Source organism: Psychromonas aquimarina ATCC BAA-1526 (genome assembly GCF_000428725.1).
Taxonomy (GTDB): Bacteria; Pseudomonadota; Gammaproteobacteria; order Enterobacterales; family Psychromonadaceae; genus Psychromonas; species Psychromonas aquimarina.
The window spans coordinates 53,023-71,289 of record NZ_AUAM01000007.1 but is presented as its reverse complement, the minus strand read 5'-3'; the positions used below and the strand labels follow the sequence as shown (position 1 = coordinate 71,289).

The following is an 18,267-nucleotide window of genomic DNA, read 5'->3' as shown; positions in this document are numbered from 1 at the left end:
AACGCTCAGCAGTGGAGACAAAAATGAAATTACCTATTTATCTTGATTATTCTGCAACAACCCCGGTAGATCCCCGCGTGGCAGAGAAAATGATGCAGTTTTTAACGCTGGACGGAGAGTTTGGTAACCCTGCGTCTCGTTCGCATCGTTTCGGCTGGCAGGCGGAAGAAGCGGTTGATATTGCCCGTGAACAAATTGCGGATCTAATCAATGCTGATCCGCGTGAAATAGTCTTCACATCCGGTGCAACAGAATCAGATAATCTTGCTATTAAAGGTGCTGCGCACTTCTACGGCAAAAAAGGCAAACATATTATTACTGCTAAAACAGAGCATAAAGCGGTGTTAGATACGTGTCGTCAGTTAGAGCGTGAAGGTTATGAAGTGACTTACCTGGATCCTCAGGAGGACGGAATCGTTACTCCTGCGCAGCTGCAGGAAGCACTGCGTGAAGATACTATTCTGGTTAGTCTGATGCATGTAAATAATGAAATTGGTGTAATTCAGGATATAGCTGCATACGGTGAGTTATGTCGTGCTAATAAAACCATTTTACATGTTGATGCGGCGCAAAGTGCCGGTAAAGTAGATATTGATGTGCAGTTAATGAAAGTTGATCTGATCTCATTTTCAGGACATAAAGTATACGGCCCTAAAGGTATCGGCGCATTATACGTCAGCCGTAAACCGCGTATTCGTTTAGAAGCACAGATGCACGGCGGCGGACATGAGCGCGGTATGCGCAGCGGCACGCTGGCGACACATCAGATAGTTGCTATGGGTGAAGCTTTCCGAATTGCCAAAGAAGAGATGGCGACTGAAAATGAACGCCTTCTGGCGCTGCGTACTCGTTTATTAGACGGTTTAAGCGATATGGAAGAAGTTTATGTTAACGGCTCCATGGAGCACCGTGTGGCAGGTAATATCAATATCAGCTTTAACTATGTTGAAGGTGAGTCTCTGGTAATGGCGCTTAAAGACTTAGCGGTTTCATCGGGTAGTGCCTGTACTTCGGCAAGCCTTGAACCTTCATATGTGTTACGCGCAATTGGTCGTGATGATGAGCTGGCACACAGTTCGATTCGTTTCAGTATCGGACGTTTTACAACTTTCGAAGAAATTGATTACGCAGTTAAAATTATTCGTGAAAATATTGGTCGTTTACGTGAAATGTCACCGTTATGGGATATGTATAAAGAAGGCATCGATATCAGCAGCATCGAGTGGTCACATCACTAGTTAATAGCTGAGAGACATTTATATGTCTCTCCATTAATTGGGATATGTATTAAAGAAGGCATCGATATCAGCAGCATCGAGTGGTCGCATCACTAGTTGTATGCACTAAAACCGGCCTTAGTTGTTTTGTTGAACTTTAGCGGAAAAACCGCACTCTTATATTTGTGAGATGCAGGTTTTACTTGGAAGTTAAAGACAATGATAACAAGCTGAATTTTACGTAATAAATTAAAGAAAAGAGAAAAGGATAAATATCATGGCTTATAGCGAAAAAGTAATCGACCATTACGAAAACCCACGTAACGTAGGTTCATTTGATAAAGATGACAAATCTGTTGCGACAGGTATGGTCGGCGCGCCGGCATGCGGCGATGTAATGAAACTGCAGCTGAAAATCGATGATAACGGTGTGATTGAAGATGCTAAATTCAAAACTTACGGCTGCGGCAGTGCAATTGCTTCAAGCTCACTAGTGACTGAATGGGTAAAAGGCAAAACACTGGAAGAGGCTGGTAAAATCAGCAACACTGAAATATCAGCCGAGCTGGCTCTGCCGCCGGTAAAAATTCACTGTTCAATTCTTGCTGAAGATGCGATCAAAGCGGCGATTGATGATTACAAAAGTAAAAATACGGCTGAATAAAGATAACAGCGCTTTAATGCCTGCAGCTTGAGTAATCAGCTGCCTGTATTGAAGCGGATTAAGTTGTTTTTATTAGTGAAATAAAATTAAAAATTGGAGTCGACTTTGGCTATCACAATGACAGAACCAGCAGCAAAACATGTTGCGGCTTTCCTCGCTAACCGCGGTAAAGGCATTGGTTTGCGCTTAGGGGTTAAAACATCAGGCTGTTCGGGCATGGCTTATGTTCTTGAATTTGTAGATGTACTTAATGATGATGATCAGGTATTCACTGATAAAGGTGTGAAAATCGTCGTTGATGAAAAAAGTTTAGTTTACCTTGACGGTACAGAATTAGATTTTGTTAAAGAAGGCCTTAATGAAGGTTTTGAATTTAATAATCCGAATACCGACGGCGAATGCGGCTGTGGTGAAAGTTTTAGTGTTTAAATATTGATTTCACACTATATTAACGCCTTTAACCTTAGTTAAGATAAAGGTGTTTTTATTTTAACACTCACTCCGTTAGGAAACTGTTTTGAACTACTTTGAACTATTCTCCCTGCCTGCTCTGTTTTCTGTTGATCAAACACGATTATCTGTAACCTATCGTGAACTGCAGAAACAATATCATCCCGATAAATTTGCCATGCATTCAGACAGTGAACGTCTAGCTGCTATGCAGAAAAGCACAGAAATTAACGATGCCTATCAAACTTTAAAAAACAGCTGCTTACGTGCACAGTATTTACTGCTGCTGAACGGTCTTGATATCGCTTTAGAACAGAGAACCCTGCAGGATACCAGCTTCTTAATGCAGCAGATGGAATGGCGGGAAACAATTGCTTCATTTACAGAAGATGATGAAGATGAAATTGAAGCTTTTGCTGAAAATATTGAGGAGCAGGTGCAGGACTTAGAGTCGGAAATTGCACTGCAGCTGCAGGAAAAACAATTAGAAGCGGCTGCTGACAGCGTAAGAAAACTAAAATTCATGCTTAAACTTAAAATCGAACTCGATCTGCTCGAAGAAAAATTGTTCGACTAAAACTAGTAAACAGGATAATCAACGATGGCATTATTACAAATTGCAGAGCCGGGTTTATCTGCAGCTCCTCACCAGCACAAATTAGCTGCCGGTATCGATTTAGGCACCACTAACTCCCTTGTTGCCAGCGTGAGAAGCGGTGAAGCTTTAACTTTAGTAGATCATAATCAGCAGGACATGCTGCCTTCAGTAGTGCATTACGGAGAATTGAATGAACAGGGCGAGACTTCGATCAGCGTTGGTGCCAGTGCACAGCAATATTTGTTAACTGATCCGCAGAATACACTGGTTTCAGTTAAACGTTTAATCGGTAAGGCATTACTGGATTTAGATAAGACCCATCTTCCCTACCAGCTAAGCGCGCATCAAAGCGGTTTAGCGCAGATTGAAACCCGCAGCGGTGCAGTTAATGCCGTGCAGGCTTCCAGTGAAATTTTAAAAGCATTAAGCGCCCGGGCCGCAGAGACTCTGCAGGGGGAGTTAGACGGTGTGGTTATCACCGTGCCGGCTTATTTTGATGATGCGCAGCGTCAGGGTACAAAAGATGCAGCCCGTTTAGCGGGACTGCACGTATTACGTTTATTAAATGAACCGACGGCGGCCGCGATTGCTTACGGATTAGATTCAGGTCAGGAAGGGCTTATTGCTGTTTATGATTTAGGCGGCGGTACCTTTGATATTTCTATTTTACGTCTGCATAAAGGTGTTTTTGAAGTGCTTGCTACCGGCGGTGATTCAGCACTTGGCGGGGATGACTTTGATCTGACCATTGTTAACTGGATTAAAGAGCAGGCGGGTATCTGCACTCCGATAAGCCCGGAATTACAGCAGGAGTTATTACAGGCCGCCCGTAATGCGAAACAGATATTAAGTGCAGAGAAGCAGGTGAAAATCGAACTGCAGCACCTTAACTGGTCAGGTCTGCTTGATAAAAACACCTTTGAACAGCTGATTGAAAAATTAGTGAAAAAGACATTGCGCGCCTGTAAGCGTGCCGTTAAAGATGCCGCTGTCAGTCTTGATGAAATTGTACAAGTGGTGATGGTCGGCGGTTCAACCCGTGTGCCCTTAGTGCGTGAAAAGGTCAGTGAGTTCTTTAAACGTGATCTGTTAACCAGTATTGATCCGGATAAAGTGGTGGCTATCGGCGCAGCTGTGCAGGCCGATATTTTAGTGGGTAATAAACCCGATTCAGAAATGCTTCTGCTGGATGTCCTGCCCCTGTCATTAGGGCTTGAAACCATGGGCGATCTGGTTGAAAAAGTGATTCCGCGTAATACCACCATTCCAGTTGCACGGGCGCAGGAATTTACTACCTTTAAAGACGGTCAGACAGCGATGCTGATTCATGTTTTACAGGGAGAGCGGGAAATGGTTAAGCACTGCCGCTCCCTGGCTCGTTTTGTTTTAACGGATATTCCGCCGATGGCTGCCGGTGCCGCGCATATTCGCGTGACTTTTCAGGTTGATGCAGACGGTTTATTAAGTGTCAGCGCAATGGAGAAATCATCTGGTGTGCAGGCGCATATTGAAGTGAAACCTTCCTACGGCTTAAGTGATGCTCAGGTAATGGAGATGCTTTCTGATTCGACAACCTTTGCACAGCAGGATATTCAGGCGCGTATGCTGATTGAGCAGCAGGTAGAAGTAAAACGTGTCATTGAAAATCTGGAAGCTGCATTACAAAAAGACGGTGAGCAGCTCCTGTCTGAGAGCGAGTATCAGAGCATTGTTGATAATATTAAAACACTTGCCGAAACAGGGCGTGGTGACGATGTTAATGCCATTAAAGATGCGCTTGAAGCCATTGACAAGCTGACGGATCATTATGCATCACTGCGTATGGATGCATCGATTAAGCAGGCCCTGACCGGCCAGTCAGTAGATCAGATTTAACAGAAATTAATAGATATATTAAAAGCATAAGGTGCGATTAAGATGCCAAAAGTAATATTTTTACCCAATGAAGAGTTATGCCCGGAAGGTTTGGTTGTTGAAGCGGTTGAAGGTGAAACTATTTTAGACCTTGCCTTGAAAAATGAGATCGGTATTGAGCATGCCTGTGAAAAGTCATGCGCCTGTACGACCTGTCATGTGATTGTGCGAGAAGGTTTTGATTCTCTTGAAGAGAGTGATGAGTTAGAAGATGATATGCTGGATAAAGCATGGGGACTTGAGCCGGAATCGCGTTTAGGCTGTCAGGCTTGTGTGAAAGATGAAGATTTAGTGGTAGAGATTCCAAAATACACAGTGAATATCGTTTCTGAGAATCATTAATCTGAATCCAGCAGAATATTTAAAGCAGCATAAACTCAGTTAAGAATAAGATAATACTGGAGGATAAGATGGTTTTAAAATGGCTGGACTCCCGGGAATTAGCATTGGCTTTAATGGATATCTATCCGGATCAGGAGCCGACTCAAATTCGTTTTACCGATCTGCGTGAATGGATTTTGAACCTTGAAGAGTTTGATGATGATCCTAAACACTGCAGTGAACGTATATTAGAAGCGGTGCAGCAGTGCTGGATTGAAGAGATGTAATCGCACACTTAAAATAATATAAACGCAGGCACTAGCCTGCGTTTTTGTTTTTGATAAAAGGTAATAATATGACAGACTATTTTTTTGTTTCATTATCATCGGATACGGCTCATTCCAGCTGGGGCAAAAATGCGCTGCTGAGTTTCTCTGAAGGGCATGCTCAGATTCATATTGACGATCCGACTGGTGCATTTTCTGTGGTGCAGAGTGCCGCCAGAAAACTAGACGGTATGGGTATTGAAAAGGTAAAGCTGCAGGGAGAACTTTGGACAACAGAGCTGCGCTGGGCATTCAGCCAGGGGTTTTACAATGCCAAAAATGGAGCTCTGGTGCATTTTGGTGACATTGAGGATAATGAAGCCGAAGTTCTGACATCACGTAAACTGATTATGGAGTGGGTCCGTAAAACCATTAATCTTGGGCCACAGGCACTGTCTCCAGAGATCTTATGTGATAAAGCTGTTACTTTAATAAAACATGTTTTACCTGAAGGTTTACATATAAAACATAATATTATCTCAGGTGACAGCTTGTTAGAGCATGGTTTTCAGGGTATTTATCAGGTTGGAAAGGGCAGTTCGCGTCCGCCCTGTATGCTGCAGCTGGATTATAACCCCACAGGCGATGTCCATGCACCCGTTGCATTCGCATTAGTCGGTAAGGGCATTACCTTTGACTCCGGCGGTTACAGCCTGAAACCAAGCGCCGGCATGGCCGCCATGAAAAGTGATATGGGCGGCGCTGCAACACTTACCGGTGCACTGGCATTAGCTATTGTTAACGGTTTGAATAAACGTATTAAACTGTATCTGTGCTGCGCTGAAAATCTGATCAGCGGCAGTGCCCTTAAATTAGGTGATGTGATCACCTATAAAAACGGTGTAACGGTTGAAGTCTTAAACAGTGATGCAGAAGGGCGTCTGATATTAGCCGACGGATTAATTGCCGCCCAGGAAGATAAAGCTTTGTCTATTATTGATGCCGCTACATTAACCGGTGCCGCTAAAACGGCTGTCGGACGTGATTATAATACAGTGTTAAGCATGGATGAGCGGCTGGTAACACTTGCTTCAAACTGTGCATCTCAAGAAAATGAAAAGCTTTGGCGTTTACCCTTTGAAGAGTTTCATATGCAGCAGATTAGTTCGCCGTTTGCTGATATTGCCAATATTCATAGTGGTGAAGGCATGGCCGGCGCTTCAACCGCGGCCGCATTTTTAGCTAAGTTTGTACAGCAGCCGCAGAAAGGCTGGATTCATTTTGATCTGGCTGGAAGTTATCAGGTCAGTGCAAATGCTTTATGGGCAGCGGGCGGTAAAGGCCATGGTGTACGCACTATCAGTAAGATGCTGTTTGTCTAAGTGCGCTACTGTTTATTTATTAGGCTGCGTTTATCCGCGGCCTTTTTATGCGTGTAACTTATTATTTATTAAGAGTTTTGCTGTCTACACCGTTCGGCAAAGGCTAGTATGATATTTTTTATCCAATTAAGGTTTCATTATGACTACTTGTAATAAATTTTCCCAGGCCGCCGCCGAGTTATTAAAACGCCGTGCTGCCGGTACAAAAGCTCCTCGTCTAAACAGCGAACTGCAGCCTAATTGTATAGATGATGCATTATCTGTTCATGAACAGATGATAAAGCAGCGAAATGATGCTGTCGGCGGCTGGAAATGTCTGTTACCGATAACGGATAATCAGCTGGTGGTCGCACCGATTTTTTCACAGACGGTGCAGCAGGGGGAAATCTGCACATTGTTTGCTGATAATCAGACAGTACGCATTGAGCCTGAAATCGCTTTTGTATTAGGTAAAGATCTACCTGCGCAGCAGCAGGATTATAGTGAGGCGCAGATAGATGAAGCGGTTGCTTCCTGCCATATGGCACTGGAGCTGATGCAGGACAGGTTTGCACCAGAGAGCGGGGTGACTTTTTATGAGAAGCTTGCCGACTGTTTGGTTAATCAGGGACTGTTTATCGGTCCGCAGATTGATAAGTCAAAAGCTTACGCCGCCAGTGAAATTTCTATCAAGGTAAGGCAAGCGGATAAGACACAAACTTTTGCCGGCCGGCATCCGAATCAGCTTCCGCAGAATCCTTTGTACTGGTTAATCAATTTTATGACTAAGCGCGGTACCAGCTTTAAAGCCGGGCAGGCTATTATCAGTGGTTCTTATGCAGGAATAGTTGAAGTGGACTTTGACTGCAGTACTGAAATTGAGTATTCGGGGTTAGGAAAATACACTGTGGAGTTTAAAGCTTTATCTTAAAGTCTGTTTAGAAGGAATAAGGTATCTGCAGGAAAGAAAAGTGACGGAGAATTGTTCACCGTCACTCTTGGTTTATTAGTTATATTAGTCGCTGTTTTTAAGTGCTTCGATAAAAGTCTCTCTGGCGTTATTAAAGCCGGCTTCTTCAGCGTCATCCACAATAGTTAACGCTTTATCAATCTCTTTTGCTGCCACCGCCTGAACAATTGCCTGATTGAATTCGACTTCCGTAGTCAGTACTTTTTTGGTGCTCGGCATCGGCATTGCTGCTGGTATCGCTTCAGGAATATAAGTGTTTTCAACATCAGCTTTAGTTCCCTGAGCTTCAACGTCGAGCTTAATTATACCCATTGCTGAATGAGGGATAACCGGATCGGCAATATCAGGAGGCACTGTACCGTGTGCGATTGCAAAAGCTTTCGAAGGGTGGATTATCGTTGTACTGTCTGCCATCGCCTTCTCTGTTGTATAAAAAAGCAGATAAGTTTCATTTGCAGAATTATCTTCCTGTGCTCGGAAGATGCTTAAATCAGCTGACAACATGTCACCGCTCAGCATACTTGCTTCTTTATATAAGAAATGTTTTGTTGAAATAGTACGGGTAACATTGAAATTGGCATCTAACAGGGTCAGCTGCGGTGCAAAGGCCGTATTTTTGATCAGACCGCTTACTGTCAGCTTGAGCCTTTTAGCTTTGGTCGTTAATTTATACGCCTGAACAAAACTGTTGCCCTCAGGAAATGCAAAAACCTGAGAGCCGCTGGTTAGCGGGATATAAAGCGTATCGTCGTTGGCAATTTCTTTATACTTCAGCTGACTGAAATCTTTACAGCACGGCTGCTTATTTGCCAGCACAAGGCTTGCTTTAGCAGGCTCTATAAATGCCTCTGCATTATTGTCAATTGGTGATTTTAATACTGACTGCGAACAGCCTGCAAGCGTCAAGCCTGCAAGTAAAATGAGTGAGGATTGTTTGATAATCATATTGAAAACCTGAGTTGAAAGAATATTCTCGACTATAACCTGATTAAATTAAAAATGCAGTAGCCGCAGCGGGCATTAACTCACATCTTTAACACATTGATATTACACGCCGCTAAATGATACAAAATGTTACGTTTTCTCTCTTGTGTCATACTTTCTACCTGTGTAGATAAATGTTGAACATATCGGATTATCTGATTTATTTATTGTACTGATTAGGAAATCAATGAGCTGCTTGAAGTGAGCAATAACAGGTATTTGCGAGTGATTATCATTACCCTGCTGAATTGCTGCGCAGATAAATATATTTGTTAAATAATTGTAGTTTTCAGCCAATAAGCACTGGATTGTCTAATTTGTTTGTTTATAATCTGCAAATTGATTTAAATCAATTTCTAACACCGTTTTTATCTTAAGGATTATTACCATGAATGTTGATCAACATATTAAAGTAGCACAATGGCACCTGGAACAAGCTCGTTTACATGCATCAAGTGAACATGCCTGCGGCTGTCCTGCAAATGCACACGATCAGAAAGCAATCGATGCAATCGAAGCCGGTATCGTTAAAGAAGAAAAAACCTGCACAATTAATCGTGACTAATTAATCAATAAGCCCGACTTTGGTGGTTTGTTTATTAATGCAGAATCAAGTTATAAAAAAGCAGAGACTATGTTCTCTGCTTTTTGCTTTCAGCAGTACTGGGCACAGTGCTTAGCGATATTATTTACAGCCTCATATCTCCCGCTATTGCGTTTAATTTCTACTAACTTATCTATGCCTCTTTTATCAGTGCATTAACCGTGTAAAATGTTTTTACTATAATGTAGAGATGACTTTCATTTCCAACGGCTACCCGAACTAAAGAATCTAAAAGGGATAATATGAACCTGGCAATTATTAAAAACGAATTATTAGAAGCTGAAAAAGTATTACAGGACTTTATAGCTGATCAGACAAATTTACAGAATATTGAAAAAGCAGCCTCGTTAATAGCAGCTTCTCTTAAACTAGAAGGTAAAGTACTTTCCTGCGGTAACGGCGGCTCCCATTGTGATGCGATGCACTTTGCCGAAGAATTAACCGGGCGTTACCGTGAAAACCGTCCTTCATATGCTGCGATTGCTATTTCAGACCCAAGTCATATCTCATGTGTTGGTAATGATTACGGCTATGAATATATTTTTGCGCGTTACCTGGAAGGTGTCGGCCGCAGTGGTGATGTACTGTTTTGCTTATCAACCAGCGGAAACTCGGAAAATATCTTAAAAGCGATCGAAGTTGCTAAAGCAAAGGGGATTTCTGTGGTTGCCTTAACCGGTAAAGACGGTGGTAAAATGGCGGGGCTGGCAGATGTTGAAATCCGCGTACCTCATTTTGGTTACGCTGATCGTATTCAAGAAATTCATATCAAGATTATCCATATTCTGATTTATTTAATTGAACAAAAAATGGCTTAACTTAAAAAAGAAAGGCTTAAAATGTGTGAGTTACTAGGTATGAGCGCGAATGTGCCCACTGATATCTGTTTTAGTTTCAGCGGGCTGGTTAAACGCGGTGGTGAAACCGGACCTCATAAAGACGGCTGGGGTATTACTTTTTATGAAGGTAAAGGCTGCCGTAGTTTTAAGGATCCCAAACCAAGCTGTGATTCTCGTGTTGCCCAGCTGGTAAAAAACTATCCGATTAAAAGTAAATCGGTGATCAGCCATATCCGCCAGGCAAATCGCGGTGGTGTTTCCTTAGAAAATACCCACCCGTTTATTCGTGAATTATGGGGTAAAAACTGGACCTATGCGCATAACGGTCAGTTAACGGGTTATGACGTTTTACCAATGGGTTATGCGAATCCCGTTGGTCAGACGGATAGTGAGCGTGCTTTCTGCTGGATTATTGATCAGCTGCATCAGAATTATGCAGACGAGCCGGCAGATATTTTAGAGATGTTCAAAAGAGTTGCCGGTTACGCAGACAGCCTGCGGGCAATGGGGGTATTTAATATGCTTCTGAGTAACGGTGAATACGTGATGTGTTACTGCACCAATAACCTGCACTGGATAACCCGTCGAGCACCGTTTGGTAAAGCGCAGCTGATTGATGAAGATATGGTGGTCGACTTTAAAAAGGAAACTTCTGACAGTGATGTGGTAACTGTGATCGCTACTCGTCCGCTGACTAAAGATGAAACCTGGAATAAGATGCAGGAAGGCGAATTCTGTGTTTTCCATTATGGTGAGCGGGTGCTTTAATTGTTTGTTTTGTGTGCAAACATGCATTGTAGATGAAGTCAGGCTGGTATCTTCTGTGTTTTCCACTATGGTAAGCAGGTGCTTGGGTATATATTACTGGATGTATAATGGCTGAACTGTTAAAGCATGTTTACACGACTGATTTTATCGATTCACTTTCCGCTAAAATTGCAGATGTTTATCCTGAGTTCGCTCAGGATGAATTTAATAAAACAATTTTTGACCAGCATTGGCCGGATAAAGAGCTCAAAGCGCGTTTAACTTTTATCGCACAAACCTTATATCAGTTTCTACCCGCTGATTTTACAAAAAGCACCGCAATATTAAAGCAGAGCGCGCCGTTTTTTGGCGGTTATGAAGCGATGTTTTTCCCCGCTTTTGTGGAGTTATACGGGCTGGACGATTACCACACCTCAATTGAAACACTTGCGCTCCTGACTCAATATTCCAGTTCAGAATTTGCAGTTCGTCCGTTTATTAATAAATATCCGGAGCAGATGATGGCCCAGATGGCTGTCTGGGCTCTCTCTGATAATGAGCACCTGCGAAGACTCGCATCTGAAGGCTGCCGGCCGCGTCTGCCCTGGGCGAGTGCCTTGCCTGAGTTTAAAAAAGATCCTCGGGATATTATAAAAATTCTTGAGCTTCTAAAAGACGACAGCAGCCTTTATGTGCGCAGAAGTGTGGCTAATAACCTTAATGATATCAGTAAAGACAACCCGCAGCTGGTGGTTAAGATTGCCCGTTCCTGGATTGGTAAAAATAAACACCTGGACTGGATTGTTAAGCATGCCTGCCGGGGATTATTAAAACAGGGAGATCCGCAGGTTTTGGCTTTATTCGGGTTTGCTGTACCCGAGCATATTAAAATAAAAGATTTTAAAGCGGCGAAATCGGTCAAAATGGGAGAGCTTTTAGATTTTTCCTTTTCTTTAAACAGCCGCGGGCCGCTAGGAAAGCTTCGCCTCGAGTTTGTTATCGGTTTTATGAAAAAGAATGGTAAAGGGGCCAGCAAAATTTTTAAAATATCAGAATCAACCCTGAAGACCAACACTAAAAAGGTGACTAAGCAGTTTAGTTTTAAAAGCATTTCTACCCGAAAATATTATCCGGGAGAGCATCATCTGGCTATTGTGGTAAATGGTGTTGAGATGTTTAAAAGCCGTTTTGACCTGAGTGAATGAGTGAAAAATCACTGCCAGTTTAAATAAATATAAAGATTGTTGTTTTAGTGAGTTTGGTTGTGTTTTTTTATTTTAAAACTGCTGCATTGTAGACAATTTCTTAAAAACAATTTAAGTTTTATCACTAATTAGTTATACCCCAGTGGTCAGGATGCCCGCCAAAGCTGTTCAAGGAAGAGATAAAGAACCTGTTTGTAAAGCCGGTTATGGAAAATATCTCAATCAATCTAAATAGGATCTGCTCCTAATTTTATCCCGTATATTTAAGTATTTTATATGCTTATGTTGGCGTTTTTGCGCGCGCTGTATATGCCGCCGTTAACGGTTAATACCAATCACACTAAATAGACGGCCTATTTAGGCGTAGTAAAAATTGCTGATAACAAGGCATTGATTGCCGTAATTAGTTGTTCTAATTACAAAATCAATAACGAAGTTAGCACCGATTTTAACCAGCATAATAGGTTAGATAATTAGTGCGATTGGTATAAACCACTAATCTAAAAGGAAAAATGTACAGTTCAATAATTTAAAGCACTGCATTGTATTTGACCTTGCAGTAAACGTTACTTTTTAAGGGTTATTTATGACTGAAGATAAACAAAAAATGTCACTCACAAAACGAGTTCTTCTCGGTATGTTTGCTGGTATTGCAACGGGGTTTATTATCCGGACTTTTTTCTCGGATATCAGCTTTGTAAACGATTATATTGTCCATGGCATTTTTGATGTCGGCGGTGCAATTTTTGTTGCCAGCTTAAAAATGCTGGTTGTACCGCTTATTTTTGTATCCTTAGTCTGCGGCACAAGTTCATTAAAAGATATTACAACATTAGGCCGCTTAGGCGGTAAGACGGTTGCTATATATCTTGCAACTACTGCTATTGCGATTACTCTGGCTATTTTTACTGCGAATATTTTCCAGCCCGGTGTCGGCGCAGACCTTTCGGCCGCATCCTCTTTCCAGTCTTCGGATGCGCCTTCTTTAGGTTCGGTGATCATTAATATGTTCCCGACTAACCCGATTAACTCCATGGCTCAAGGCAATACACTGCAGATTATTGTATTTGCAGTATTGTTCGGTATTGCGGTCAGTTCTGCAGGTAAAGCCGGGGTACGTATTGCATCGTTTTTTGCGGATCTTAACGAAGTTATTATGAAGCTGGTTGTTATGCTGATGAATATTGCCCCGTACGGTGTATTCTTCCTGATGGCTAAACTGTTTACCGAAATTGGTTTAGAGGCCATAGGCAACCTGCTGGGGTACTTCCTGGTGCTTTCCGGTACACTGGTGCTGCATGGTTTTGTTACCTACGGCGTCTTTTTTAAAGTCTTTACCGGTCTGAATCCGCTGATATTTCTTAAGAAAATGGAAACAGCAATTACTTTTGCATTTTCAACTGCCTCTTCAAGTGCAACGATTCCTGTGACTCTGGAAACGGCAACTAAACATATGGGGGTAAAAAATAAGATTGCATCATTCACGGTTCCTTTAGGGGCTACGGTGAATATGGACGGTACTGCGATTATGCAGGGGGTTGCCACGGTATTTATTGCGCAGGCGTTTAATATTGATTTAACACTGGGTGATTATGCCGCTGTTATTTTAACTGCAACCCTAGCATCAGTGGGAACTGCCGGTGTACCGGGGGTTGGTTTGATTATGCTGGCGATGGTGCTTAATCAGGTTGGTTTACCCGTTGAAGGTATCGCGATGATTATGGGGGTCGACAGACTGCTGGATATGATCCGTACTGCGGTTAATATTACCGGTGACAGTGTGGTAACTTGTATTGTTGCTAAATCAGAAGGTGAAATGGATGTTGATGTATTTAACGATCCTAAAGCCGGAGATAAAGAAGAAGAGCTGCATCTTCATACATTAGGCGGAGAGTACTCACAGCCTGATAAAGCGGACAGCTCAGTTTAACTGAGTTGTTGTTTTATTTATTAAAAAGGCCCTGCGCTTGAGCTGCGCAGGGCCTTTTATTATTTTATAAAAGCATCAATTATCGGGCAGTCAGCTTTTGAATCACCATGACACTGTCTGGTGAGCGCTTTTAAACTGTTAAGCAAGGCCTGCTGCTGATCGATTCTTGCCTGTAACTCCTCAATTTTCTGCAGTGCAATCATTTTTACATCGGCACTGCTGCGTTCTTTATTTTCACACAGCTGCAGCAGCTCTTTACACTCTTTCAAGTTAAAGCCTGCATCTTTGCTGCTCTTAATAAAATGCAGCTGCCGGATCATTGCTTCCGGGTAATAGCGGTAATCATTTTCCCCGCGGGGAGGTGACGGAATCAGGCCGATCTGTTCATAATGGCGGATTGATTTGACCGATAATCCGGTTGTTCTGGCTGCCTGGCTGATTGATAACATAATAGATACCTTAGTTATTTGTTTTAAAACCTTTTAATAATAAAGAGTTAGTTAATACCATAATACTTGATAACGCCATTGCGCCGCCGGCAATTGCCGGGCTTAAATAGCCCATGGCGGCGGCCGGAATAGCTGCTGTATTGAAAATAAATGCCCAGAACAGGTTCTGCTGTATTTTATGCCAGGTCGCTTTGGAAATATCAACGGCCAGCGCCACTAGGCGCGGATCATTACGCATTAAGGTGATTGATGCACTCTCTTTAGCCGCATCACTGCCGGTGCCCATGGCAATACTGACATCGGCCTGCGCAAGCGCCGGAGCGTCATTAACCCCGTCTCCAACCATAGCGACCCGTCTGTTTTTCTGCAGTTCGACTAATTTATTAAGTTTCTGCTCCGGTTTCAGTTCACTGAAACTGCTGCTGATCTGCAGCTGCTGACTAATATGGTTAACAACACTGTCTTTATCACCGCTTAACATGACCGTCTGCAGGCCGCGTTTGTGCAGCTCCTTTATCGCTTCACAGCTTTCACTGCGAAGCTGGTCATTGATACTGATATAACCCAAAAGTGTTTTGTCCGCTGCAATATAAACGTAACTGTCACTCTGATTTAACATTTTTTCCAGCAGCTGCGCCGCTACTGTAATGTTAAAGCGTTTCATCATGGTCAAGTTACCGGCGACCAGCTGATGACCGTCAACTAAACCTTTAATACCTTCCCCATTTATAGCCTGTACATCATCAGCATTGTCCGCCGCTATGTTGTTTGCTGAGCAGTAGTTTTTTACTGCGTGAGCAATCGGGTGGCGGCTGCCGCCCTGTAATGCGTAGAGTTTAGCAAGCAGACTTTTGTTATCACCGTCAATGCTGAATATTTCATTTATCTGACCTTTACCCTGAGTTAATGTGCCGGTTTTATCAAAGATAATGGTCTGCAGTTTATAAGCCTGCTGCAGGGTTTTAATATCCTTAATTAAGATTCCCTGCCGGGCAGCCACCCCCGTACCGACTACCACGGCTGTTGGTGTAGCTAACCCTAAAGCACAGGGGCAGGCAATGACTAAAACAGCAACCGCACTGATTAATGCATGCTGAAAATCACCGCTTAAATAATACCAGCTTAAAAATGTCGCCGCGGCAATAAGTAAAACAACGGGCACAAAAACGGCGCTGATTTTATCAACCAGCTGCATAATAGGAGCTTTACTCATCTGCGCATTTTCAACTAAGGAGATGATTTTACTTAAGCTGGTGGACTCACCAACTGCTGTGGTTTTAACTAATAAAACGCCGTCGCCGTTAATACTGCCGGCAATCACAGGATCGCTGCTGTTTTTTAAAACGGGTTTACTTTCGCCGGTTAACAGTGACTCATCTAAATAACTTTTACCTTGCGCGACCAGGCCGTCAACGGGGACTTTTTCACCGATAGCAACCTGCACCAGATCTCCGATCTGCACATTTTCAATTTTAATATCAACATAAAGCTTACCTTTCTTAACCTTGGCAGTATCCGGGCGCAGTGCCATCAGGGCATTAATCGCACTGCTGGTATTTTGTTTAGCACGGTGTTCTAAATATTTACCCAGAGTAACCAGGGTGATAACTAAGGCGCTTGATTCAAAGTACAGCGGCTGGTCTAAGCCGGACAGGAGAATATACAGGCTGTAAAAGTAAGCCGCACTGGTGCCCAGAGCCACTAACAGATCCATATTGGCAGATCCGCTTTTAAGACTGTGCCAGGCGCCTTTATAAAAGCGTGCGCCGATTATAAACTGCAGGGGCGTTGCTAAAGTAAACTCCAGCCAGCCGGGTAATAAAGAATGCTCGTTGTTAATAAGCATATTAAGCATGGTTAATAAAAACGGCAGGCTTAGTATGACAGCCGCTGTTAAGGTGAGTAATGCCTTGTTATCGCGTTTTTTATCCTCGGCTGCTTTTAAGGCATTTTGAGTTTTTAGATCCTGTTTAGATTCAATAGTCAGCTGATAAGGCATTTTCGCCGCCAGCTGCTTAATATCTTCTTGAGTTAATGCCCCTTGAATCGTTCTCAGCAGCACCTTTTCAGCAGCAAAATTAGCCTGTGCATCAATAATCCGGGGGGATGCATTAAGCATGCTGGTGGTTTTATTAACACAGCTGACACAGCTCCAGCCTCTTACGGAAATAACAATGGTTTCACTGTCGGTCTGATAACCCTTTTTATCCAGCACAGCTAATACCAGCTTAAGTGTTTCGCTATGATCAGCTTGTGGTGCAAAGCTTAGCAGAGCACTTTCTAATGCAAAACTAACTTCGGCAGCTACAGCGGGTATTTCGTTTAATGCACTTTGTAGGCGGCTGGCACAGCCGGCACAGTTCATACCATAAACGGGCAGTTTTAATTTCGATGTGGTAGACATGTTAATTCCTTAACTATAACTAAGCTCAGCTCAGATAACATTAGACGTGTTAATTTCTTAACTAAGCTCAGATAACAACGGACATGTTAATTTCTTAACTATAACTAAGCTCAGATAACATTAGCATAACCTTTACCCTTAGGGCAGGGTCAAAGGCGATTAGAAAATAAATTGAAAATAAATTTATGCTTGCTATTTATTTAAAACAGCACAAAATAAGGACTGTCTAAAAAAACAGGTGTTCATTGTGACAAATGCAGTTTCTTCCACACAACGAAAAATCATTCATATTGATATGGATTGTTTTTATGCGGCTGTAGAGATGCGTGATAATCCGCAATACCGGGATATAGCGCTTGCAATAGGCGGTCATAGTGAGCGCCGCGGAGTGCTTTCAACCTGTAATTATAAAGCGCGGGAGTTCGGCATACGCTCGGCGATGCCCAGCTTTAAAGCTAAAGCTTTATGCCCGGATCTGCTGATTATTCCCGGGCGGATGCAGGTTTATGTGGAAGTGTCGAAAAAAATAAAAGAGATATTTTTCCGCTATACAGATCTGGTTGAGCCTCTGTCTTTAGATGAAGCATTTTTAGATGTGACAGAATGTACTCTGTTTAAAGGCTCTGCTACTTATATTGCTCAGGATATCCGCCGCGCTATTTTTGAAGAGCTCAATTTAACTGCTTCAGCGGGGATTGCGCCCTGCAAGTTTCTGGCAAAAATTGCATCCGATGAAAATAAACCCAATGGTCAATGTGTTATCCCGCCTGATAAAGTGGCTGAATTTGTAAAAACGCTGGCGCTTAAAAAGATTCCCGGGGTGGGGAAAGTTGCGCAGCAGAAACTGGCGTTAAAAGGGCTGTTCAGCTGCGGTGATGTGCAGCTTTATGACAGTGAAAAGCTGCTGTTAGAGTTTGGTAAATTAGGCGGTGCGCTGCTTAATTTCAGCCGCGGTATTGATAACCGGATGGTTGAACCTAATCGTGAGCGGAAATCATTAGCGGTTGAACGTACTTTTGAAAAAGATCTGTTAGATGAGTCTGCCTGTCTGCTGCATTTAGATGCTTTTTATGATGAACTTAACCGCCGTTTACAAAAAGTATTAAAAGAAAAAGTGATAACTAAAGTCGGCGTGAAGGTTAAATTCGGCGACTTTACGGTAAAAAGTGCAGAGCGGAAATCGGCTGAATTATCCTTATCTTTATTTAAAATATTACTGCATCATCTGTTAGAGCAGACCCCGGATAAAACGATCCGCCTGCTGGGTATTTCAGTCGGATTAGAGAAGCGTGTCAGTGATAATCAATCGGCGGTTCAGCTTAGTCTTTTAGATTAATATTTTCA

18 protein-coding genes are annotated in these 18,267 nt (G+C 42.7%); 15 read left to right on the top strand and 3 right to left on the bottom strand.

Going from position 1 to position 18,267, the window contains the following annotated elements; translation table 11 throughout:
* Positions 1-23: 23 nt before the first annotated feature.
* From G337_RS0100295 to G337_RS0100255, 9 genes are all read left to right on the top strand, one after another.
* Complete coding sequence (locus G337_RS0100295; protein WP_028862094.1) at positions 24-1,238, top strand: IscS subfamily cysteine desulfurase; 1,215 nt, start codon at positions 24-26, stop codon at positions 1,236-1,238.
* 256 nt (positions 1,239-1,494) lie between these two features.
* Entirely contained in the window at positions 1,495-1,881 is a 387-nt protein-coding gene (iscU, locus tag G337_RS0100290) for a Fe-S cluster assembly scaffold IscU (protein WP_028862093.1), read from the top strand.
* A gap of 105 nt (positions 1,882-1,986) precedes the next feature.
* Positions 1,987-2,310 (top strand): iron-sulfur cluster assembly protein IscA, encoded by a 324-nt coding sequence (iscA, locus tag G337_RS0100285; RefSeq protein ID WP_028862092.1) that lies wholly within the window; start codon positions 1,987-1,989, stop codon positions 2,308-2,310.
* 88 nt (positions 2,311-2,398) lie between these two features.
* Entirely contained in the window at positions 2,399-2,908 is a 510-nt protein-coding gene (hscB, locus tag G337_RS0100280; protein WP_028862091.1) for a co-chaperone HscB, read from the top strand.
* A 24-nt stretch (positions 2,909-2,932) separates the two neighbouring features.
* Positions 2,933-4,804: a Fe-S protein assembly chaperone HscA gene (hscA, locus tag G337_RS0100275; RefSeq protein ID WP_028862090.1), complete on the top strand. Its 1,872-nt coding sequence runs from the start codon at positions 2,933-2,935 to the stop codon at positions 4,802-4,804.
* Positions 4,805-4,846: 42 nt separating this feature from the next.
* Positions 4,847-5,185, top strand: coding sequence for an ISC system 2Fe-2S type ferredoxin (fdx, locus tag G337_RS0100270; protein ID WP_028862089.1), 339 nt, complete (start codon positions 4,847-4,849; stop codon positions 5,183-5,185).
* A 68-nt stretch (positions 5,186-5,253) separates the two neighbouring features.
* Positions 5,254-5,451, top strand: coding sequence for a Fe-S cluster assembly protein IscX (gene iscX, locus G337_RS0100265; RefSeq protein WP_028862088.1), 198 nt, complete (start codon positions 5,254-5,256; stop codon positions 5,449-5,451).
* A 68-nt stretch (positions 5,452-5,519) separates the two neighbouring features.
* Positions 5,520-6,812, top strand: coding sequence for an aminopeptidase PepB (gene pepB, locus G337_RS0100260; protein WP_028862087.1), 1,293 nt, complete (start codon positions 5,520-5,522; stop codon positions 6,810-6,812).
* 139 nt (positions 6,813-6,951) lie between these two features.
* A complete protein-coding gene (locus G337_RS0100255; protein WP_028862086.1) occupies positions 6,952-7,722 on the top strand; it encodes a hydratase in 771 nt (256 codons plus the stop codon).
* Positions 7,723-7,806: 84 nt separating this feature from the next.
* On the opposite strand, the gene G337_RS0100250 is transcribed toward G337_RS0100255, so the two are convergent.
* Entirely contained in the window at positions 7,807-8,706 is a 900-nt protein-coding gene (locus G337_RS0100250; protein ID WP_028862085.1) for a MalM family protein, read from the bottom strand.
* Between the two features lie 427 nt (positions 8,707-9,133).
* Here G337_RS0100250 and G337_RS28845 point away from each other — a divergent pair, with 427 nt between their 5' ends.
* The 5 genes from G337_RS28845 to G337_RS0100225 all read left to right on the top strand — a co-directional run bounded on the left by G337_RS28845 (position 9,134) and on the right by G337_RS0100225 (position 14,070).
* Positions 9,134-9,310, top strand: a complete 177-nt coding sequence (locus G337_RS28845; protein ID WP_169719594.1) for a hypothetical protein — start codon at positions 9,134-9,136, stop codon at positions 9,308-9,310.
* Positions 9,311-9,591: 281 nt separating this feature from the next.
* Entirely contained in the window at positions 9,592-10,167 is a 576-nt protein-coding gene (lpcA, locus tag G337_RS0100240) for a D-sedoheptulose 7-phosphate isomerase (protein ID WP_028862084.1), read from the top strand.
* 21 nt (positions 10,168-10,188) lie between these two features.
* Positions 10,189-10,956: a class II glutamine amidotransferase gene (locus tag G337_RS0100235; protein WP_028862083.1), complete on the top strand. Its 768-nt coding sequence runs from the start codon at positions 10,189-10,191 to the stop codon at positions 10,954-10,956.
* A 107-nt stretch (positions 10,957-11,063) separates the two neighbouring features.
* Positions 11,064-12,140, top strand: coding sequence for a DNA alkylation repair protein (locus G337_RS0100230; protein WP_028862082.1), 1,077 nt, complete (start codon positions 11,064-11,066; stop codon positions 12,138-12,140).
* Between the two features lie 586 nt (positions 12,141-12,726).
* A complete protein-coding gene (locus G337_RS0100225; RefSeq protein WP_028862081.1) occupies positions 12,727-14,070 on the top strand; it encodes a dicarboxylate/amino acid:cation symporter in 1,344 nt (447 codons plus the stop codon).
* A gap of 59 nt (positions 14,071-14,129) precedes the next feature.
* Here the strand turns inward: G337_RS0100225 and cueR are convergent, their stop codons facing one another.
* Entirely contained in the window at positions 14,130-14,519 is a 390-nt protein-coding gene (gene cueR, locus G337_RS0100220) for a Cu(I)-responsive transcriptional regulator (protein ID WP_028862080.1), read from the bottom strand.
* Positions 14,520-14,529: 10 nt separating this feature from the next.
* The gene (locus G337_RS0100215; RefSeq protein WP_028862079.1) at positions 14,530-16,923 is read right to left on the bottom strand and encodes a heavy metal translocating P-type ATPase; all 2,394 of its coding nucleotides are present in this window, start codon (positions 16,921-16,923) and stop codon (positions 14,530-14,532) included.
* Positions 16,924-17,170: 247 nt separating this feature from the next.
* On the opposite strand from G337_RS0100215, the gene dinB reads away from it, so the two are divergent.
* The gene (gene dinB, locus G337_RS0100210; RefSeq protein WP_028862078.1) at positions 17,171-18,259 is read left to right on the top strand and encodes a DNA polymerase IV; all 1,089 of its coding nucleotides are present in this window, start codon (positions 17,171-17,173) and stop codon (positions 18,257-18,259) included.
* Positions 18,260-18,267: the final 8 nt, after the last annotated feature.

What these genes read in the sequence shown, in the direction of transcription:
- G337_RS0100295 (WP_028862094.1), top strand. Translation starts at nt 24, where the DNA reads ATGAAATTACCTATTTATCTTGATTATTCTGCAACAACCCCGGTAGAT.
- iscU (WP_028862093.1), top strand. Translation starts at nt 1,495, where the DNA reads ATGGCTTATAGCGAAAAAGTAATCGACCATTACGAAAACCCACGTAAC.
- hscA (WP_028862090.1), top strand. Translation starts at nt 2,933, where the DNA reads ATGGCATTATTACAAATTGCAGAGCCGGGTTTATCTGCAGCTCCTCAC.
- fdx (WP_028862089.1), top strand. Translation starts at nt 4,847, where the DNA reads ATGCCAAAAGTAATATTTTTACCCAATGAAGAGTTATGCCCGGAAGGT.
- iscX (WP_028862088.1), top strand. Translation starts at nt 5,254, where the DNA reads ATGGTTTTAAAATGGCTGGACTCCCGGGAATTAGCATTGGCTTTAATG.
- pepB (WP_028862087.1), top strand. Translation starts at nt 5,520, where the DNA reads ATGACAGACTATTTTTTTGTTTCATTATCATCGGATACGGCTCATTCC.
- G337_RS0100255 (WP_028862086.1), top strand. Translation starts at nt 6,952, where the DNA reads ATGACTACTTGTAATAAATTTTCCCAGGCCGCCGCCGAGTTATTAAAA.
- G337_RS0100250 (WP_028862085.1), bottom strand. Translation starts at nt 8,706, where the DNA reads ATGATTATCAAACAATCCTCACTCATTTTACTTGCAGGCTTGACGCTT.
- G337_RS28845 (WP_169719594.1), top strand. Translation starts at nt 9,134, where the DNA reads ATGAATGTTGATCAACATATTAAAGTAGCACAATGGCACCTGGAACAA.
- lpcA (WP_028862084.1), top strand. Translation starts at nt 9,592, where the DNA reads ATGAACCTGGCAATTATTAAAAACGAATTATTAGAAGCTGAAAAAGTA.
- G337_RS0100235 (WP_028862083.1), top strand. Translation starts at nt 10,189, where the DNA reads ATGTGTGAGTTACTAGGTATGAGCGCGAATGTGCCCACTGATATCTGT.
- G337_RS0100230 (WP_028862082.1), top strand. Translation starts at nt 11,064, where the DNA reads ATGGCTGAACTGTTAAAGCATGTTTACACGACTGATTTTATCGATTCA.
- G337_RS0100225 (WP_028862081.1), top strand. Translation starts at nt 12,727, where the DNA reads ATGACTGAAGATAAACAAAAAATGTCACTCACAAAACGAGTTCTTCTC.
- cueR (WP_028862080.1), bottom strand. Translation starts at nt 14,519, where the DNA reads ATGTTATCAATCAGCCAGGCAGCCAGAACAACCGGATTATCGGTCAAA.
- G337_RS0100215 (WP_028862079.1), bottom strand. Translation starts at nt 16,923, where the DNA reads ATGTCTACCACATCGAAATTAAAACTGCCCGTTTATGGTATGAACTGT.